Source organism: Sphingomonas sp. RIT328, assembly GCF_000632225.1.
GTDB classification, from domain to species: Bacteria; Pseudomonadota; Alphaproteobacteria; order Sphingomonadales; family Sphingomonadaceae; genus Sphingomonas; species Sphingomonas kyungheensis.
Genome location: NZ_JFYV01000024.1, coordinates 18,490 through 34,568 on the forward strand (window position 1 = coordinate 18,490; position 16,079 = coordinate 34,568).

Annotated in this window: 16 protein-coding genes; 12 read left to right on the forward strand and 4 right to left on the reverse strand. The window is 62.3% G+C overall.

What is annotated here, in order from left to right; all coding sequences use genetic code 11:
* Positions 1-54 precede the first annotated feature (54 nt).
* The 4 genes from BW41_RS12230 to BW41_RS12245 are packed head-to-tail and all read left to right on the forward strand — an operon-like array spanning position 55 to position 2,868.
* Positions 55-690 carry a glutathione S-transferase family protein gene (locus tag BW41_RS12230; RefSeq protein WP_037534800.1) on the forward strand — a complete coding sequence of 212 codons (636 nt, stop codon included), beginning with the start codon at positions 55-57 and terminating at the stop codon, positions 688-690.
* A 24-nt stretch (positions 691-714) separates the two neighbouring features.
* On the forward strand, positions 715-1,389 hold the full coding sequence (locus tag BW41_RS12235; protein WP_037534801.1) for a peroxiredoxin-like family protein: 675 nt from the start codon (positions 715-717) through the stop codon (positions 1,387-1,389).
* A 50-nt stretch (positions 1,390-1,439) separates the two neighbouring features.
* Positions 1,440-2,156: an SDR family oxidoreductase gene (locus BW41_RS12240; protein ID WP_037534802.1), complete on the forward strand. Its 717-nt coding sequence runs from the start codon at positions 1,440-1,442 to the stop codon at positions 2,154-2,156.
* A gap of 25 nt (positions 2,157-2,181) precedes the next feature.
* Positions 2,182-2,868 carry an SDR family NAD(P)-dependent oxidoreductase gene (locus tag BW41_RS12245; RefSeq protein WP_200870423.1) on the forward strand — a complete coding sequence of 229 codons (687 nt, stop codon included), beginning with the start codon at positions 2,182-2,184 and terminating at the stop codon, positions 2,866-2,868.
* A 116-nt stretch (positions 2,869-2,984) separates the two neighbouring features.
* On the opposite strand, the gene BW41_RS12250 is transcribed toward BW41_RS12245, so the two are convergent.
* From BW41_RS12250 to BW41_RS12260, 3 genes are read right to left on the reverse strand one after another with little or no spacing between them, the layout of a single operon-like run.
* Positions 2,985-4,112: an acyltransferase family protein gene (locus BW41_RS12250; protein WP_051583468.1), complete on the reverse strand. Its 1,128-nt coding sequence runs from the start codon at positions 4,110-4,112 to the stop codon at positions 2,985-2,987.
* Positions 4,109-4,657 (reverse strand): sugar O-acetyltransferase, encoded by a 549-nt coding sequence (locus tag BW41_RS12255; RefSeq protein ID WP_200870424.1) that lies wholly within the window; start codon positions 4,655-4,657, stop codon positions 4,109-4,111. The genes BW41_RS12250 and BW41_RS12255 overlap by 4 nt, the downstream gene beginning before the upstream one ends.
* A gap of 5 nt (positions 4,658-4,662) precedes the next feature.
* Positions 4,663-5,346, reverse strand: a complete 684-nt coding sequence (locus BW41_RS12260) for a DUF1349 domain-containing protein (RefSeq protein WP_037534804.1) — start codon at positions 5,344-5,346, stop codon at positions 4,663-4,665.
* Between the two features lie 100 nt (positions 5,347-5,446).
* Here BW41_RS12260 and BW41_RS12265 point away from each other — a divergent pair, with 100 nt between their 5' ends.
* Together BW41_RS12265 and BW41_RS20130 are read left to right on the forward strand one after the other, a co-directional pair.
* Positions 5,447-6,016, forward strand: a complete 570-nt coding sequence (locus tag BW41_RS12265) for a TetR/AcrR family transcriptional regulator (protein WP_037534805.1) — start codon at positions 5,447-5,449, stop codon at positions 6,014-6,016.
* A gap of 400 nt (positions 6,017-6,416) precedes the next feature.
* Entirely contained in the window at positions 6,417-6,647 is a 231-nt protein-coding gene (locus BW41_RS20130; RefSeq protein WP_051583470.1) for an alginate export family protein, read from the forward strand.
* A gap of 328 nt (positions 6,648-6,975) precedes the next feature.
* Here the strand turns inward: BW41_RS20130 and BW41_RS12275 are convergent, their stop codons facing one another.
* Positions 6,976-7,374 (reverse strand): glutathione S-transferase family protein, encoded by a 399-nt coding sequence (locus BW41_RS12275; protein ID WP_200870425.1) that lies wholly within the window; start codon positions 7,372-7,374, stop codon positions 6,976-6,978.
* A gap of 451 nt (positions 7,375-7,825) precedes the next feature.
* On the opposite strand from BW41_RS12275, the gene BW41_RS12280 reads away from it, so the two are divergent.
* The 6 genes from BW41_RS12280 to BW41_RS21255 all read left to right on the forward strand — a co-directional run bounded on the left by BW41_RS12280 (position 7,826) and on the right by BW41_RS21255 (position 16,064).
* Positions 7,826-9,307 (forward strand): flavin monoamine oxidase family protein, encoded by a 1,482-nt coding sequence (locus BW41_RS12280; RefSeq protein WP_051583471.1) that lies wholly within the window; start codon positions 7,826-7,828, stop codon positions 9,305-9,307.
* Complete coding sequence (locus tag BW41_RS12285; protein ID WP_037534807.1) at positions 9,304-9,849, forward strand: GNAT family N-acetyltransferase; 546 nt, start codon at positions 9,304-9,306, stop codon at positions 9,847-9,849. Before BW41_RS12280 ends, BW41_RS12285 begins: the two co-directional genes overlap by 4 nt.
* A 213-nt stretch (positions 9,850-10,062) precedes the next feature.
* On the forward strand, positions 10,063-12,639 hold the full coding sequence (locus BW41_RS12290) for a TonB-dependent receptor plug domain-containing protein (RefSeq protein ID WP_152542294.1): 2,577 nt from the start codon (positions 10,063-10,065) through the stop codon (positions 12,637-12,639).
* Positions 12,640-12,656: 17 nt separating this feature from the next.
* Positions 12,657-13,163, forward strand: coding sequence for a Rid family hydrolase (locus tag BW41_RS12295; RefSeq protein ID WP_037534809.1), 507 nt, complete (start codon positions 12,657-12,659; stop codon positions 13,161-13,163).
* Positions 13,164-14,884: 1,721 nt separating this feature from the next.
* The gene (locus BW41_RS12300; RefSeq protein ID WP_152542295.1) at positions 14,885-15,214 is read left to right on the forward strand and encodes a hypothetical protein; all 330 of its coding nucleotides are present in this window, start codon (positions 14,885-14,887) and stop codon (positions 15,212-15,214) included.
* 466 nt (positions 15,215-15,680) lie between these two features.
* Positions 15,681-16,064: a hypothetical protein gene (locus BW41_RS21255; protein ID WP_153810803.1), complete on the forward strand. Its 384-nt coding sequence runs from the start codon at positions 15,681-15,683 to the stop codon at positions 16,062-16,064.
* Positions 16,065-16,079 lie beyond the last annotated feature (15 nt).

A 16,079-nucleotide genomic window follows, 5' to 3' on the forward strand; every position in this document is an offset into this window, starting at 1 on the left:
GCCGTGTCGAGCGGGAGCGCGGCATCTGTTCCTCACACCGCCGAGGAGCCCGCCATGATCGACGTCTACGCCTTCGCCACCCCTAACAGCATCAAGGTACTGATCGGTCTGGAGGAACTGCGGCTCGACTACACACTGCACGGCGTCAACGTTCTCAAGGGCGAGCAGAAGGATGCTGCGTTCGTCGCGCTCAATCCCAATGCCAAGGTGCCGGTGCTGGTCGACACGGCGGCCGATAGCGAACGCTTCGTGCTCACCGAGTCCGCGGCGATCCTCGTCTATCTCGCCGAGAGGACGGGCCACCTGCTGCCCGAAAGCGGCGAGGACCGGGCGCGTGTCTTCGAGCAGCTCTTCTTCCATGCCTCCGCGCTCAGCCCCGCCTTCGGCCAGTCCGGCTTCTTCCAGCGCTTTGCCGCAAAGCCGCAGCCGATCGCGATCGACCGCTTCACCACGGAAGCTCGTCGGGTCGTGACGGTCCTGAACGGTGTACTGTCCGAGCGCCGCTTCGTCGCCGGTAGCGAATTCAGCATCGCCGACATCGCCCACTACGGCTGGCTGTGGCGGCGTGAGTTCGCCGGGATCGACTTCGACGATGCGCCGCATGTCGCCCGCTGGTTCGCCGCGATCGACGCCCGCCCCGCCGTCCAGCGCGCGGTCGCCCGCGTCAACGCTCTCGCCCCCTCTGCCTGACCTTCAAATCGAAGGAGAAGACCCATGACCCTGCAAGCCCAGCTCGACGCCTTCAAGACCGACTTCGAAGCCGGCAAACCGCCGTACAACGTCCCGCCATCGGTCATCGAGACGATGCACCGCGCCACGGCCGAACTGATCGCCAGTGGCGCAGCGGGGCGCGCGTTGAAGGCGGGCGACCGGGCACCGGCCTTCACGCTCGATGATCCCGATGGCAAGCCCGTCTCCTCGGCGAAGCTGCTCGCCCAGGGGCCGCTCGTCGTCAGCTTCTATCGCGGCGTGTGGTGCCCCTATTGCAATATGGAGCTGCAGGCCTTGCAGGCCGCATTGCCGGACTTCGAAGCATTGGGCGCAAAGCTCGTGGCCATCTCGCCCCAGACCGCCGTCAACAGCCGCAAGTCGGTACGTCAGAACGCGCTCGGCTTTCCGATCCTCTCGGACACGCACAACGATGTCGCGGCCAGCTTCGGGCTGCGCTTCGAACTGCCGGACTATCTGGTCGAGCTTTACAAGGCGCTGAAGAACGATCTGCCCTCGTTCAACGGCGATCCGAGCTGGACGCTGCCGATGCCGGGCCGCTTCGTGATCGGGCAGGATGGCATCATCCTCTATGCCGAGGTGAACCCCGACTATACGCGCCGCCCAGAGCCCGAAGACATGCTGCCGGCACTTCGCCGCGCCGCCAGTGTCGCCGCCTGACCGATCGGCCCGGTCGCGATCGCGACCGGGCCTTCCCGACGGAGCATTCCATGTCCCGCACCTTCCTCGTCACCGGCGCCAGCAAAGGCATCGGCCTGGCGCTCGCCCACCGCCTGGTGCGCGCCGGCGATCATGTCGTCGGTCTTGCGCGTGGCGTCGCGCCGAACCTCCCCGGCACATTCCGCCAGGTCGATCTTGCGGATGCCGAGGCGACCGGGGCGGCCCTTACCGACCTGACGACGCGCTTCGCGTTCGACGGGATCGTCAACAATGTCGGGCTGGTCGCGCCCCAGCGATTGGGCGAGATCGCGCTGCCAGCGCTCGATGAGGTGCTTCGCGTCAACCTCCATCCGGCGGTTCAGGCGGTGCAGGCGCTGCTGCCCGGCATGAGCGCCCGTGGCTGGGGCCGCATCGTCAACATCACCAGCCTCACCGTCCTCGGTGCGGTCGATCGGACCGCCTATGCCGCCGCCAAGGCCGCGCTCGCGAGCTTCACCCGCAGCTGGGCGCTGGAGCTGGCGACAACAGGCATCACCGTCAACGCCGTGTCGCCGGGCCCGACCGAAACCGACCTCTTCCGTGCCAACAATCCGCCGGGCAGCGAAGGCGAACGCCGGTATCTGGCGAACGTGCCCATGCTCCGTTTCGGCCAGCCGAACGAGATCGCCGCAGCGATCGCCTTCCTGCTGTCGGACGATGCCGGGTTCATCACCGGCCAGACGCTGCACGTCGATGGCGGAGCCTCGATCGGCAAGGCCGCGTTCTGACCGCAACACAATATTGGAGAAGATCATGACCCGACAGACCGTTCTCGTCCTCGGCGCCTCGCGAGGCCTGGGCTTTGCGCTTACCGAAGAATGGCTTGGGCGGGGGTGGCACGTCATCGCCACCGCACGCGGAAGGTCGGACGCGCTCGACCGCCTGAGCGAGCGACATCCCGGAAAGATCAACGTCGAGACGGTCGACATCAACGATGGGGACGGCGTGCGCGCCCTGCATGACCGGCTGCGCGATCGCCGCCTCGATGTGCTTTTCATCAACGCTGGCATCGCCCGTGCGATCGAAGCGAGCCCCGCCACCGCCAGCGAGGGCGACTTCCTCGACATGATGCTGACCAATGCCTTCTCGCCGATCCGCGCGGCTGAGGTGCTGCGTGACCTGGTTCCGGAGGGCGGGACCATTGCAGTCATGACGTCCGAACTCGGCAGCATCGCCAATGCGAACGGCGGCTGGCAGCTTTACGCATCCAGCAAGGCCGCGCTCAACATGCTGATGAAGGGGTATGCCGCCAAGCAGGCGCGCGACGGCCACACGCTCCTCCTCGTCGCACCGGGGTGGGTGCGGACGGACATGGGCGGCAGCGACGCCTCCCTTTCGATCGAGGAGAGCATTCCATTGGTCGTCGATATGATCGACGCCAATCGGGGCAAACCCGGGCTTCGCTATGTCGATCGCTTCGACACGACCTTGCCTTGGTGACGAGGCCCGCGGTCACCTCCCGATTCGTCCTCAACTCCGGCCATTCATTCGGGTGGGATGCCATGGACATCAGCATCGGGGCATTCGCCGGAACCGCTCTGGCCAACGGTGACATGTCAGTAGCGGCGTCTTTGCTCGACCCGTCGCCGCTGCAAGGCCAGACGAAGCGGCAGGTCCCACCAGCGGTAAGCGGCAAAGGCGAAGGCTATCGTGAAAGCATAGAGGGCCGCCGCAACCGACACCGTCACCCATGTCGTCGTGCCACCGGCAGCGATCCAATTCATGTATAGGTACACGAAGGGGTAATGCGTGATGTACAGTGGGTAGGATAGCTGTCCTGCCGCACGACACAGGCGGCTCACCACCCGACCGCCGCCCGAATGCCGCCCCAACACGATGATTGCTGGAAACAACAGCAGCACGCACACTGTCTGATACAGGCCGTTCAACTTGAGGCCACCGTAGCTGGGCAACACGGGGGCGGCGAAGATGACGCCGAGGCTCAGACTGAGCGGCACGAAGCCGATACGCCATCGCGGCAGCCGGTCATGTAGGCGGAAGATCAGCAGACCGGTGATGAACGGATAAGCAAGCCGCACGGGCGCGCCCCAAAAATTGGCGAGCCCCCAACCGGTATCGTAAGACCCCAGCGACAGCGCCATCGCCGCGGACATCAGTCCGGCGATAAGCGCCGTTATCGCCAGCGCACGCGTTTCGAGCCGCCGGAGCACCAGCGCATAGGCCAGGTTGCCGATATATTCCTGCAACAGCGTCCAGGCGGGGGCATTCAGCGGATGGCTGTCCCCCAAGCGGTTGGCCAGCGGCGCGGATGGCAAAGCGAACAACGCCATGACGAACGCAAATGCGATGCGTATTCCCGGCGCATTTTGCCGATTGCCCGCGAACGGGTCCGCCACATAGCTGAGCAGCCCGAGCACCGCGCCCAGCACGACGAGGGGATGCAGCCGGATCAACCGGCGGACCAGGAACTGGCGTGTCGACATCGTTCCCCATCGATCGTCATAGGCATAGCCGACGACGAAGCCCGACAGCGCGAAGAAGAAATCGACTGCCAGATACGCATGCGGCAGCAGCAGTCGCGGCGCGTCGAACAGCACCGTGATGCCCTGGATATGGAACGCTACCACTAGCAGCGCTGCGGTGCCGCGCAGCCCATCGAGAACCTCGAAATGAGCCTTGCCGTCGCGGATAACCACGGCATCCGGTGGACACTGCGGGATCATCGTCGTGCTGCTCGTGCGGGGTTACCCACGACTGTCTCTCCAACTGCGACATCACGGGTGACCACGCTGCCGGCGCCGACAATCGCATCGTCACCGATCGTCACGCCGGGCAAGATCAATGCGCCACCGCCGATCCAAACGTTCGCGCCGATCCGGACTGGCCGTCCGAATTCCAGCCGCCGCGCCCGCAGAGCGGGGTCGCGGGGATGGTCGGCGGTCAGGATCTGCACGCCCGGCCCGATCTGCGTACCGGCACCGATATCGACGCGCACGACGTCGAGCACGACGCAGCCGAAGTTTAGGAACGCTCCCGTGCCGAGATAGATGTTATAACCATAGTCGCAGTAGAATGGCGCTCGGACGGTAACCTGTTCTCCGACGTCCCCCATTGCCTCGCGTAGCAATTGATCGCGATCGGCCGCTGAGGCGTCAGCCATGCCGTTGTACCGAGCTATCCACGCCGCCGTGCGCGCCGCGTCGGCGGTCAGTTCGGGATCGTCGGCGGTGTAAAGCTCGCCCGCCAGCATCTTGGTCTTCTCGCTCATCACACTCAGCTCAGATCATGCAGGTCTTTGCCGAGCGGCGGGGTAATCCGCAGATCGGAAAACCGTACACCCAGCCCCTCGCGCTCGGGCGTGCAGGCCATGGGGCCGACGCGATAGGAAGACACCACGGGAAACGGTGCCAATCGAACAAGAGGCCACGTCATGCCATCCGCCGAGACCTGCAAGCGCAGCACACCGTTGGCGACCGTGGCCCGCATCCAAAAATCGCGTGGATCGTGTGCGTAAGGGCTGGTCGCCCAGTCCGAGCGACCATCGGTCAGGACGCTGCTCAACATCGCGCGGCCATCGGACAGTTCGATTCCGGCCTTGATCCAGCGACGCTCGTCGATCCGGATCATGATGCCTGCCTGATCATAAAGCTGTCGATACTCCCCGCGAATGCGCAGCTGCGCCGTGAACGCGGCTGGAGTGGCGAAACCGAGGAAATGACCGGAATCCCGCGTGAAGCCATAATGGGTTTCGCGCCAGAAATCGGTGGCCCGATCGGTGACCAGTGTCATTTCTCCGCTCGCATCGACGTTCCAGCGACGGGGCGCGTTCAGCCAGACGCCGTCGCCTCGCCCCAGCACGGTATGTACCAAGCTACCGCTGCCGCGTGCGATCGACGGGACCGCCAGCGCCGTCGCACCACCCATGACCGTGCGCCGCGATACTATTGCTTCCTGCATGCCCCCCGTCCTCCCTATAGGTTACGGCAGCGAGCGACGCCCGCTGACGAAAGATATGTACAAATGTACATATGTACATATGCTTTGCAAAGGGGGTGCCGTGAGCGGCGGGACAAAGCGGAACGATCCTGAACGTCGACAGCGGATCATCGAAGCGACGCTGGATGTCGTCGCCGAATACGGCGTGACGGGCACCACGCATCGTCGCATCGCGGCGGCTGCAGCCGTGCCGCTAGGGTCCGTCACCTATTATTTCGCGACACTGGACGACCTTATCGCAGCGGCATTTCTGCAATTGGCCGAGCAATCGTCGGAGGAATTTGCGAAGCGGATGGCAATGGCAGGCGATCGGGACAGCGCCAAGGCGGCGATCGTCGCCATCATCGCGGGATCGATATGGGCCACACCGCGCACCTTGCTGCTTAGTTATGAACTCTATGCCTTTGCCGCACGCCATCCGCCCGTCGCCGCGGTGATGCGGCGGTGGATGAGCAACAGTCGCGCGGCGCTCGAGCGCTTCTTTGATCCGTTGACGGCAAGGGCGCTGGACGCGCTGGTCGAGGGCATCGGCATCCACAATTCAATCGACACCGAGCCGCTTGATGAAGATGCCATTCGGATGATTGTGGATCGCATAACCGGCATGGATAACAGCATGAGACAAAACTGACGGTTTGGACAAAGTGACCCGAAAACGGACATTCGCGGCCCCTTTTTCGGCTCCTCACCTTCTGCCATTCATTCACGTTGGCAGCGAAGGAGGTACTGAGCCTCGCCCTGCCGGCTGCCCCGCCAGCTTTTTCAAAAAGGATCGAATAACGGGCATAAAAAGCTTCTCGAAACTCGGCCCTAACGAGCATCGGGACGCGGGAGTGATGATTGACATCGCAAGATGGGCATGGCTGATGAAGCGCATGGGGATTGCGATCTCCCCACGAGGCGTCAGCCAGAGCATCGCGTCCAGCACGATCACGCAAGGGACGCATCATGCCTGCTCCGAACGCAATAACACCCGATAAGCTCGCCCGCCTCGTCGCATCGGTCGGTACGAGGACGGCCCCGTCAAGGTGGTGGGCGAGCTGTGGGACAGCCGCGTCTCCGGCGACAATGCAGGGACGCCGCTTTTGACCGGCGAGGTGAATAGGTTCGAGCTCATCCAAGCCTACTATGTCGAATGGAAGCCGACCGCCCCATTCGGGCGCGACACGAACGCGACGATCCAGGCTGGGCGGTTCCTACTCAATCTCGGCTCCCGCCGGCTGGTCGCGGCCGACGACTATCGAAATACCACCAACGGCTAAACCGGCGTCCGCGCCGATCTCGCCTAGCGCGGTGGGTGGAGGTCGACCGCCGTCTACGTGCTGCCGCAACAGCGCCGCCCCGAAGACGTGCCCTCGCTGCGACGGAACAGCGACGCACTGGATCGCGAGGGTTTCTACCTTTTCCTGTGGGGCGGATTGCTGAGCCGCTCGAAGACAATCGGGCGTGCGACCGTCGAAACTTCGCTCTTCCATCGTGGCGAACGCGACCGGCCAGGCAGACCGACCCGCGACCGGTCGCTCAACACGGGCGCCCTGCGCGTCATTGCCGAACCCATTGCAGGCGGCGTCGACTATGAAGTGGAGGGGATCATTCCGCGCGGACGCATCTCCACAAGCCTCGCCGCCAATGCGCCGCGCCAGGACGTCGCTCCATGGTTCTTGCATGGCGACATCGGCTACACGTTCCAGGGCGGCTGAAGCGCTTGCCGATCCGTTCGTCGAACGTGAGCGTCGCGAAGACCCGCCACTGCTCGCCCGACCAGAACATCCACTGTAGGATCTCGTACCGCTCGCGTGTCGTGGCACCGGCCAGATCACTCCCCGCCTTCTCGGCGAAATAGAGGTTGATCGCCGCGGACTCGTAGAGGACGAAGTCGCCGTCGACCATCACGGGCGACAGCCCGTGCGGGTTCAGCTCGAGGAACTCGGGCGTGTGGCTCTCGCCCTTGAAGAGGTCGACATTCACGCGCTCGATGTCGACGCCCATACCCGCTTTCAATTACCAGCCGGTGCATTTGGTCTGACGGAGCCTCTGCTCTGCATGAGAGCCGTGATCCGCCGGAGGCTATGCCGGATCCTTCACATCAGGAAACCGCCAGAGCCGGTTTTGGCGTGCAAGATGACAAACATGTTGCAGCGCAAGAAAATCTTTGGTTTACTTCGATTCGTACCGGTCAGGCATCATTGAGTGCCAGTTAGTTTCGCGTAGAGCCGCGAATGCGAACAAGCGTTGCGAGCCATCGGAGCTGGATGTCTGGGGTGTCTGCCGCCGACGGGGCGGGGTGCGCAGTAGGCCTGCGCGCAAGGGGACGCTCTTCATGGTGACACGCAGAAGGATTCTGACCCGTCTCGGTATGGTCGGGGGGTTGGGTGCGACACTCGGCGCGATGCAGGCTTTGGGACTTGCCGGCATTGCCGAGGCACAGGACATGAGTGGCATGACGCCGACGCTAGGGCGCGGTCGGCACGTCATCATCCTTGGCGCCGGTATCGCCGGACTGACCAGCGCCTATGAGCTCGAACAGGCCGGCTTCCTTGTCACGTTGCTCGAGGCTCGCAAACGTGTCGGCGGAAGGGCGTGGACCGTGCGCAACGGCGACACGATCGAGATGAACGGGGAAGAGACGCAAACCGCCAAATTCTCGGACGGCGTCTATTTCAACGCCGGGCCGGCACGTATTCCCAGTTTCCATCAGGGCCTGCTCGGCTATGCCAGGAAATTCGGCGTTCCCCTCGAAGTCGAGGTCAATTCGAGCCGCTCCGCCTATATCATGGCGGACGACGGCTCCAAGATCCGCATGCGGACCGCGATCAACGACATGCGCGGTCGGATCGCCGAACTGCTCGCCAAGGCGATCCGCAAGGGGGCGCTCGATGCGGAACTCAGCGCCGTCGATCGGGAAAAGCTGCTGCCGTTCATCAAGGCCTATGGCGATCTCGGCGAGGACGGCGCGTTCGCAGGCACCGAGCGATCGGGCTTCGGCACAGCGCCGGGCGCGGGCGTAGCCTTCGCCACGGCGTCGACGGCCATGCCGATCGATCAGCTGCTCGCCAATCAGCGGCTGCCGATGACCCTGTTCGAAGACAATCTCTACATGCAGGCGACGATGTTCGAGCCGGTCGGCGGCATGGACCGCATCCACGCGGCGATGGACAATGCGCTGCGACGACCGGCGCTGCGCGGCGCCGAGGTCACGCGCATCCGCCAGCGCAGCGGCGATGTCGAGGTCGTGTATCGCGACCCCGCGAGCGGCGCCGTCGAGACGGTGGTCGCCGATTATCTGATCTGCACCATCCCCTTTCCGGTGCTGGCCAAGATCGACACCAACCTGTCGGCTAAGCTCAAGACGACGATCGCCAACGTCCAATATGATTATTCGAACAAGGTCGCCTTCGAAAGTCCGCGCTTCTGGGAACGCGAGCAGATCTACGGCGGTATTTCGTTCGTCGGCGGACCGACGACGCTGATCTGGTATCCCTCCGCGGGGCTACACAGCGAGCGCGGCATGATCCTCGGCTGCTATTCGTCGGGGCCCACTGCGGCGGAATTCCAGAAGCGTTCGATCGCAGAGCAGATCGCCTTCTCCCGCGGCGTCGTCGACAAGCTCCATCCCGGCCATGGTGCCGACCTGGTCAATGGCCTTGCCGTCAACTGGCACAAAATCCCCTACAGCCTGGGGCCATGGCCCGACTGGAACGCGGGCAGCGCCAACGGCCGTCAGGAGGGCCACATCGACACCGCCGCCTTCCGCCTGCTCCAAGCGCCGGAGGGACGGATCTATTTCGCCAGCGCAGCGCTCAGTCAGACACCCGGCTGGCAAGAGGGCGGTATCCAATCCGCCCGGGCGCAGGTGCTCGCGCTCGCCCGCCGCGTCTCAGCGGAGGCGCTTGTCAGCCCGGCGCGTCGCCGTGCCGTATGACGCCCGGTGCCACGGCGCTGACGCTGCGCGCGGCGACGCCGGCCGACATCCCCGCCTTGGAGGCGCTGATCGCACGCTCGGCCCGCGCGCTCAGTCGGGATCATTATGAGACCGATCAAATCGAAGCGGCGATCGCGCACGTCTTCGGCGTCGACAGCGAGCTGGTCGCCGACGGGAGCTATTTCGTCGCGGAATGGCACGGCGCGCTCGCCGGCTGCGGAGGCTGGAGCCGGCGGGCGACGCTGTTCGGGGGTGACCGCTTCGCCCGGCGATCCAGCGCCTTGCTCGATCCGGCAACGGACGCCGCCCGCATCCGCGCCTTCTTCGTCGCGGAGGAGCAGGCGCGACGCGGCGTCGGGCGGGCGCTGCTCTCCACCTGCGAAGCCGCGGCGGCCGCTGCCGGCTTCGGCCACGCGACGTTGATGGCGACCCTGCCCGGCGAACCTTTCTACGCTGCGCACGGCTATCGCGCGACGATGAGACAAACGCAGATATGTGGCGACATCGCCGTGCCCTTCGTCGCCATGATCAAGTCGCTGTGACGGCCAGTCACCATCTGGCCAGTAAAATGCGTTGCCACTATCGAAAACCGAACAAACAATTGCAAACGTAACTCACGCGTAAATAGTCATTTATTGAATCACGACATTATAACAAATCGGGGGTCACGACTTCCGGAACGGTAGATTGTGCACAAATCCGAGAGGCTTGGGAGAAGATGGCGAGGCTGACCTGACAACATCTGGGGGCCGACCATGAGTTTCTATATCGGAACGTCACGTGCCGCGATCGCGGCCATGCTCTTCATCGCTCAGACGACGGCGGCAAACGGTCAAACCCTGACGCCGATCGCGACACCGGTCGAACCGACACCGTCGCCGCTCGCCGACGGCGAACCGCCGCAGGACAATGACATCATCGTCACCGGCACGCGCGCCACCGGCATCACCGCCGCGGAAAGCGCCGCGCCGATCAAGGTGCTCGACGCGGATACGCTGAGCCATGTCGGCCAGCCCAATCTCAACCAGGTACTCACCCAGCTGGTCCCGTCGTTCACCGCGCAGGCGTTCGGCGGCGATACCGCCAATCTGACGCTGTCGGCGCGGCTGCGCGGGCTCAGCCCCAACCACACGCTCGTGCTGGTCAACGGCAAACGCCGGCACGGAACGTCGAACCTCGCCGTCCTCGGCGGACCCTATCAGGGCGCCGCCACCGCCGACCTCGACCTGATCAGCCCCTCGTCGATCAAGCGGATCGAAGTGCTCGAAGACGGCGCCGCCGCACAATATGGCTCGGATGCGATCGCCGGGGTGATCAACGTCATCCTCAAGGACGACAAGGAGGGCGGCGACGGCTACATCACCGCCGGCAAGAATTACCAGACCGGCGGCGATACCTATGCCGGGACGATCCACCTCGCGACAAAGATCGGTGACTCCGGCTTCCTCAACATCACCGGCTTCCACCGCTTCCACGATTTCACCCAGGTCGGCGGTCTCGATCGCCGCGTGACGGATGCCAATGGCAATCTGCTCGGCAGCACGACCAGCCCGTCGCTCAGCGCGACGCAGCAGGCGCTGTATCCGGGGATGGCCGGCTTTCCCTATGTCAACAGGATCAACGGCGATGCGCAATCGCGGCTGACCAACCTTCAATATAACACCGCCTATGATTTCGGCGGTGCCGAGATTTATAGTTTCGGCACCTATTCGCGGCGGATCGCCAGCGCCTATGAGAATGTCCGCGTGCCGACGCGCGTCTCGCGCACCGTCAATGGCGTGACGACCTATTTCGATCCCGATGGCGACAGCCCGGCCAACGGCTTCAGCCCGCGCGAGAAGATCCGTGAAGACGATATGGCGTTCACCGGCGGCGTGCGCGGCATGGTCGACGGTTTCCATTACGACCTGTCGACGACCTTCGGGCAGGACAAGAACGCGATCTACACCGTCGATTCCGCCAACGCCTCGCTCTACGCCGACACCGGCTTCACGCCCACCAGCTTCTACGACGGCTTCTTCAAATCGACCGAGTTCACCGTCAACGCCGATATCACGCATGAGATCGACGCGGGCCTCGCCACCCCGATCAATCTCGCCTTCGGGGGCGAATATCGCAAGAACGTCTATCAGATCGGCGCGGGCGATCCGGCTTCCATCTACAAGGAAGGCGGCCAATCCTATCCCGGCTTCAGACCGTCGGACGCCGGCACCCATGGCCGCGAAGCCGCCGCAGCCTATGTCGATGTCGCCGCCAGCCCCGTCGAGCATCTCAAGATCGACGTCGCCGGCCGCTACGAACATTATTCCGATTTCGGCAGCAAGTTCATCTACAAGGGCACCGGCCGCTACGACTTCTCGCCCGCCTTTGCGCTTCGCGGCACCCTCTCGACCGGTTTCCGCGCGCCGACGCTCGCCGAATCCTATTATTCGGCGACGAACGTCTCCCCGACCGCCGCCTTCGTGCAGTTGCCCGCCAATTCGGCAGCCGCCAAGCTGATCGGCTTCCAGAACCTCAAGCCGGAAAAGTCGACCAATTATTCGCTCGGCACGGTCATCCGCCCGATCGACCGGCTGACCATCACGCTCGATGCCTATCAGGTGAAGATCCGCGACCGCATCCTCGGCACCGGTTCGATCTATGGCAGCGGGGGCGCGATCAACTTCCCGATCGTCACCCAGGCGATCATCGCCAACGGCAACGTGCTAGATCCCACCGTCAGCCAGACCGGCATCAACATCTTCACCAACGGCGCCGACACCCGCACCCGCGGCGTCGATCTGGTGGTGAGCTACGCCACCGACTTCGGCGACTATGGCAAGGCGAACTGGACGATATCGGGCAATTACAACGAGACCAAGCTCACCCGGCTGATCGCCGCCCCGGCCACCTTGACCAACCCCATTACCGGCGCGGTCATTCCACTGTTCGATGCCGGTGCGCAGAGCAACATCGAGACCGCCTCCCCCAAGGTCAAGGTGATCACCTCGGTGCTTTACACAATCGACAAGTTTTCGGCGACGCTCCGCGGCACGGTCTACGGCAAGAGCTCCGCCAAGCTGACGCCCGATGGCGGCACCTTCTACGAACAGACAATCGGCACCGCCTTCATCGGCGACATCGAGCTCAACTACGATATCACGCCCCAACTCGGCATCGCGTTGGGCGCCAACAACGTCTTCAACAAGCGACCGCCGATCGTGCCGCTCGTGCCCGGCACTACCAATGCGACGCTGGTCAACGGCGGTAACGTGCTCGACGCGCCGCTGACCTTCAGCCCCTACGGCATCAATGGCGGCTATTATTACGCACGCCTCAACATATCGTTCTGACAGAGGATCATGGGAGAATGACTTTGAAGACGCTCATCCTGGGGGCCGCGCTCGCGGCCGCCCTCCTGCCCCGGCCGGGGACGGCGCAGACGGTCGGCAAACACGCCAGCACGCCGGCCGGCCTGATCCTCCAGTCCGTGACGGTCAAGCCGGGCGCGACCACCCTCTATCTTAGCGGGCAACTGGCCGCGCCGCTCGATCCCGCCAGGAAGATACCGCCCGCCCAGCTCACCATGGCCGACCTCGGCGACACCAAGACGCAGACGCTCAGCGTCTTGGCCAAGATCAAGACGATCCTTGCCGAACATGGCTTTGCGATGAGCGATATCATCAAGCTCACCGTGTTCGTCGCCGGCGATCCCAAGCTCGGCGGCAAAATGGACTTCGCCGGCATGAACGACGGCTTCAAAACTTATTTTGGGACCACCGACAATCCAACGACCGTCGCACGCTCGACGGTACAGGTTGCAGCGCTGGCGGGACCAGCATTTCTTGTGGAAATCGAAGCAATAGCCGCTAAGTAAAATATGCTTGACGTGCATTCACCAGACGGGAAAATGCTCGTATTTGGTGGATGCACGCCAACGTATACAGGCTGGTAATTAACAATTATCGCAGTATTTCTCCCGTCAAACGGAAAGACTCATATGCGGCCATTCACTGGCCTTTTCACCGGGGTCAATACCTGCCGCTTGTTCATGTACGTGGCAGAGCACCTGGGCGCCCCCCGCCCCGCTTCACCACCAGATCCGGTGAGTCCCGCGGGCTGTTTGGATCAGACAGCGCGGAGCAGATTGCTATGGAGCCTCGACGATGCTGCTTTTGCTAGTGCCATGGCATGGTCGCTATAACGCGTCCCGCCTTCCGCTTGGAGGTGAACGACGGGACGCGGGCACCGGGGAGGCAACCACGAGCAAAATGGGGCTTCGCCAGCCACAAACAACACAGCTGCACCTACTAGCGGGTCGGACCCAAAGCCGGACATTCGCGCCCCCTCCCCCGCTCCCCATCTTTAGACATTCGTTCATCTCCGCGCTGAATGGCCTTGCCGCATGATCGACCGTGATGGATGTCGTGAATGGGAGGGAAGCGGAACGTCTGCTTACCGAAACGCCGAGGGCGATAGCCGACACGCCGTGGCACCGCCTTTCTTCCAATCCAATGGAGCTACCGAAATCAGGGCAAGGGCGGGTCGTTCGCGATCAACACCTTCCCAGTGGTTATCTTCAGTGGAAGAGCTGGTGAAACCGTAGGGTTCGTCGGATAGCTCCGACCATCAAATCGCAATCTCGCTTCGTGACCTTTGATGATCCCGCCACCCGCGACGGTGACACTTAGATCGCGCCATCCGTGCGTGATGGTCGGCAGGACTCGGATCGGCGCACGTGATACGGATATATCCGAGACTTGCCGATAGCCGGCTGGCGTCAGGGATAGAACATAAAGATCGCAACCTCCGCTCCCGCAGAGGTCGGATTGCTGACCCCCGGCGGAGGTGGACATTGCGTAAACCAGTGCTTCGGCACGGTTATCGCCATTCAGATCAACCAACGCGACGCTGTACCGAGTGAGGTGATGATCCTTCAAAAAGGCTGCTACCCCCGGCACCATCGGACTGTTCACAGATGCCGCGCTCAGTAAAACCAATATCATCGGTAACATAACGGCCACGGTCTCCGGCAAATGCGGCTTGGTTCATAGCACGGGATCGTCGGCCTGAACCAATGGCCGCTTTCGATTTAGTCAGATTGCCAGCCTAGTCGCCAAGCTTGGGCGATCATCTCTAGAACGCCCTCTGCGGGCAGTGACCCAGAACCGGCCATTCGAGGTCGCGAGTCCGCTTCTGGCTTTTTGCCATCCGTTCATCTCGCGACAGCGGGCCACTCGCGGCAATGCTGAGGGGCGGAGGGCCGCCTATTGGGAGGAAAGCGGACGGTTCGCTTTTGGCCCGACCTGTAACCCCCAACCGGTGATCCGGTAAGGTGCATTGCCGTTCAATGATCAGCCCTACGGGGCACCTCCCTATGCACCGCGGCGATGCATTCCTCGATCATCGCTGCAGCTAACGTGTTATCGATGCGCACAGCCGCAGCCAATGCGTCATTTAGGCTAGCCAATAAACGATCGTGGTCCGAATGACTCGTCATGCGCGATTCCTTGTGGCAGTAGGCCGCTGACGCGACCGGAGTGTTATGGGCCTCAGGCTGCCTAGTTGTTACCGTATTCGCCTGCTCTGGAGCGTATGATGGCCATATTTGATGGGTGCCTTGACCTTGCCAAGTCACAAGTGGCGTTGAGGGCGCTCCGCTATGGCCACTTTCCGGCCGATATTTTTGATGAATACGCTTGGGATATGATGCTCCACATGTACATCGCTGGGCTGCGCAACCAGGTTATGTATATAGACAATGCTGTAAATTTAACATCAAAAAATAAACGGATAGGCGATCGTTGGATTAGCCATCTACGCGCCGAGGGCATGATAGAAGTCGATGGCGAGGTCATAAAACTTAGCGATAGTGCAATGAAGCGCATGAACTCGTATCACGAAGAGGCGCTGGCTGCCATGAACTAAAGCTAAAAGTATACATCTTGACGCCGATATTTCCTAATATTTTACTTGTAAATTTGTTTTTGTAAAATTTGATAAGCGGACACAGGAAATTAGTATTAGATGAGAACTAGAAGCTGTCAGAGGCCAAAAGGTTAGCACGCTGCACAGAGCGGCGACGCCCCGAGGCTAAGGGTATGCGCATAACCCAAATGAATGAAGGTTATTGGGCGGAAGCGGAATGGCAAGTGTTGAGCGAGAGCCGCCCTACCCTATTGCCGCGACGATCCGAAAACGGCCGTTCGAGGCCGTCAGGCCGATTCCCGCTTCTTGCCGTGGTACGTTTACCCAAAGCCTTAAGCGAACAATCAACGAACAGACGTTTTCTCAAGTGCGCCGCAGAACATCCGCAATCGTCTCCACTGTTTCGGCCGCCCCGTGCCGCTTGCTTAGAGTTGCTACGTCGGCCTGAGTTTAGCGCCGATGAGGCATGAGTTTTAAGCGATCTTGTCAGGGCGACCACGGTGCGTTTCTATTACTTGGTCAAAGAAAAGCAACCGGCCCCGAAGGCAGTAATCATCTGTTCCTGACCCATCTCGTACGTGAAACCGCACCCACGATCATCTTATCTTTGAAGTGGCGACGCATTCGCGCGGCATCGTCGCCGTTCATAAAAACGACCCGCGTGCCGCCAGATAAGATCGTCTCGATCGCGCTGATAGGTGTGCCGTGCTCGGCAGCTGCCGCTCTCACTTCTATCTCAGTTGCAGTGACATTCATGGCTCGTGACATCAAATTGCCTCCGTATGCCCATATTCCGTCCGATGTGTATTCAAGCCACACCAACCTCTTGGGCGCGTATGACGTCCAATAAATGTTCTACACGCGC

Coding starts and splice junctions, on each gene's coding strand:
- BW41_RS12300 (WP_152542295.1), top strand. CDS start 14,885: ATGGCCATATTTGATGGGTGCCTTGACCTTGCCAAGTCACAAGTGGCG.
- BW41_RS12295 (WP_037534809.1), top strand. CDS start 12,657: ATGACTTTGAAGACGCTCATCCTGGGGGCCGCGCTCGCGGCCGCCCTC.
- BW41_RS12285 (WP_037534807.1), top strand. CDS start 9,304: ATGACGCCCGGTGCCACGGCGCTGACGCTGCGCGCGGCGACGCCGGCC.
- BW41_RS12230 (WP_037534800.1), top strand. CDS start 55: ATGATCGACGTCTACGCCTTCGCCACCCCTAACAGCATCAAGGTACTG.
- BW41_RS12250 (WP_051583468.1), bottom strand. CDS start 4,112: ATGATCCCGCAGTGTCCACCGGATGCCGTGGTTATCCGCGACGGCAAG.
- BW41_RS12255 (WP_200870424.1), bottom strand. CDS start 4,657: ATGAGCGAGAAGACCAAGATGCTGGCGGGCGAGCTTTACACCGCCGAC.
- BW41_RS12280 (WP_051583471.1), top strand. CDS start 7,826: ATGACGCCGACGCTAGGGCGCGGTCGGCACGTCATCATCCTTGGCGCC.
- BW41_RS12235 (WP_037534801.1), top strand. CDS start 715: ATGACCCTGCAAGCCCAGCTCGACGCCTTCAAGACCGACTTCGAAGCC.
- BW41_RS21255 (WP_153810803.1), top strand. CDS start 15,681: ATGAGTTTTAAGCGATCTTGTCAGGGCGACCACGGTGCGTTTCTATTA.
- BW41_RS12290 (WP_152542294.1), top strand. CDS start 10,063: ATGAGTTTCTATATCGGAACGTCACGTGCCGCGATCGCGGCCATGCTC.
- BW41_RS12260 (WP_037534804.1), bottom strand. CDS start 5,346: ATGCAGGAAGCAATAGTATCGCGGCGCACGGTCATGGGTGGTGCGACG.
- BW41_RS12275 (WP_200870425.1), bottom strand. CDS start 7,374: ATGGGCGTCGACATCGAGCGCGTGAATGTCGACCTCTTCAAGGGCGAG.
- BW41_RS12245 (WP_200870423.1), top strand. CDS start 2,182: ATGACCCGACAGACCGTTCTCGTCCTCGGCGCCTCGCGAGGCCTGGGC.
- BW41_RS12240 (WP_037534802.1), top strand. CDS start 1,440: ATGTCCCGCACCTTCCTCGTCACCGGCGCCAGCAAAGGCATCGGCCTG.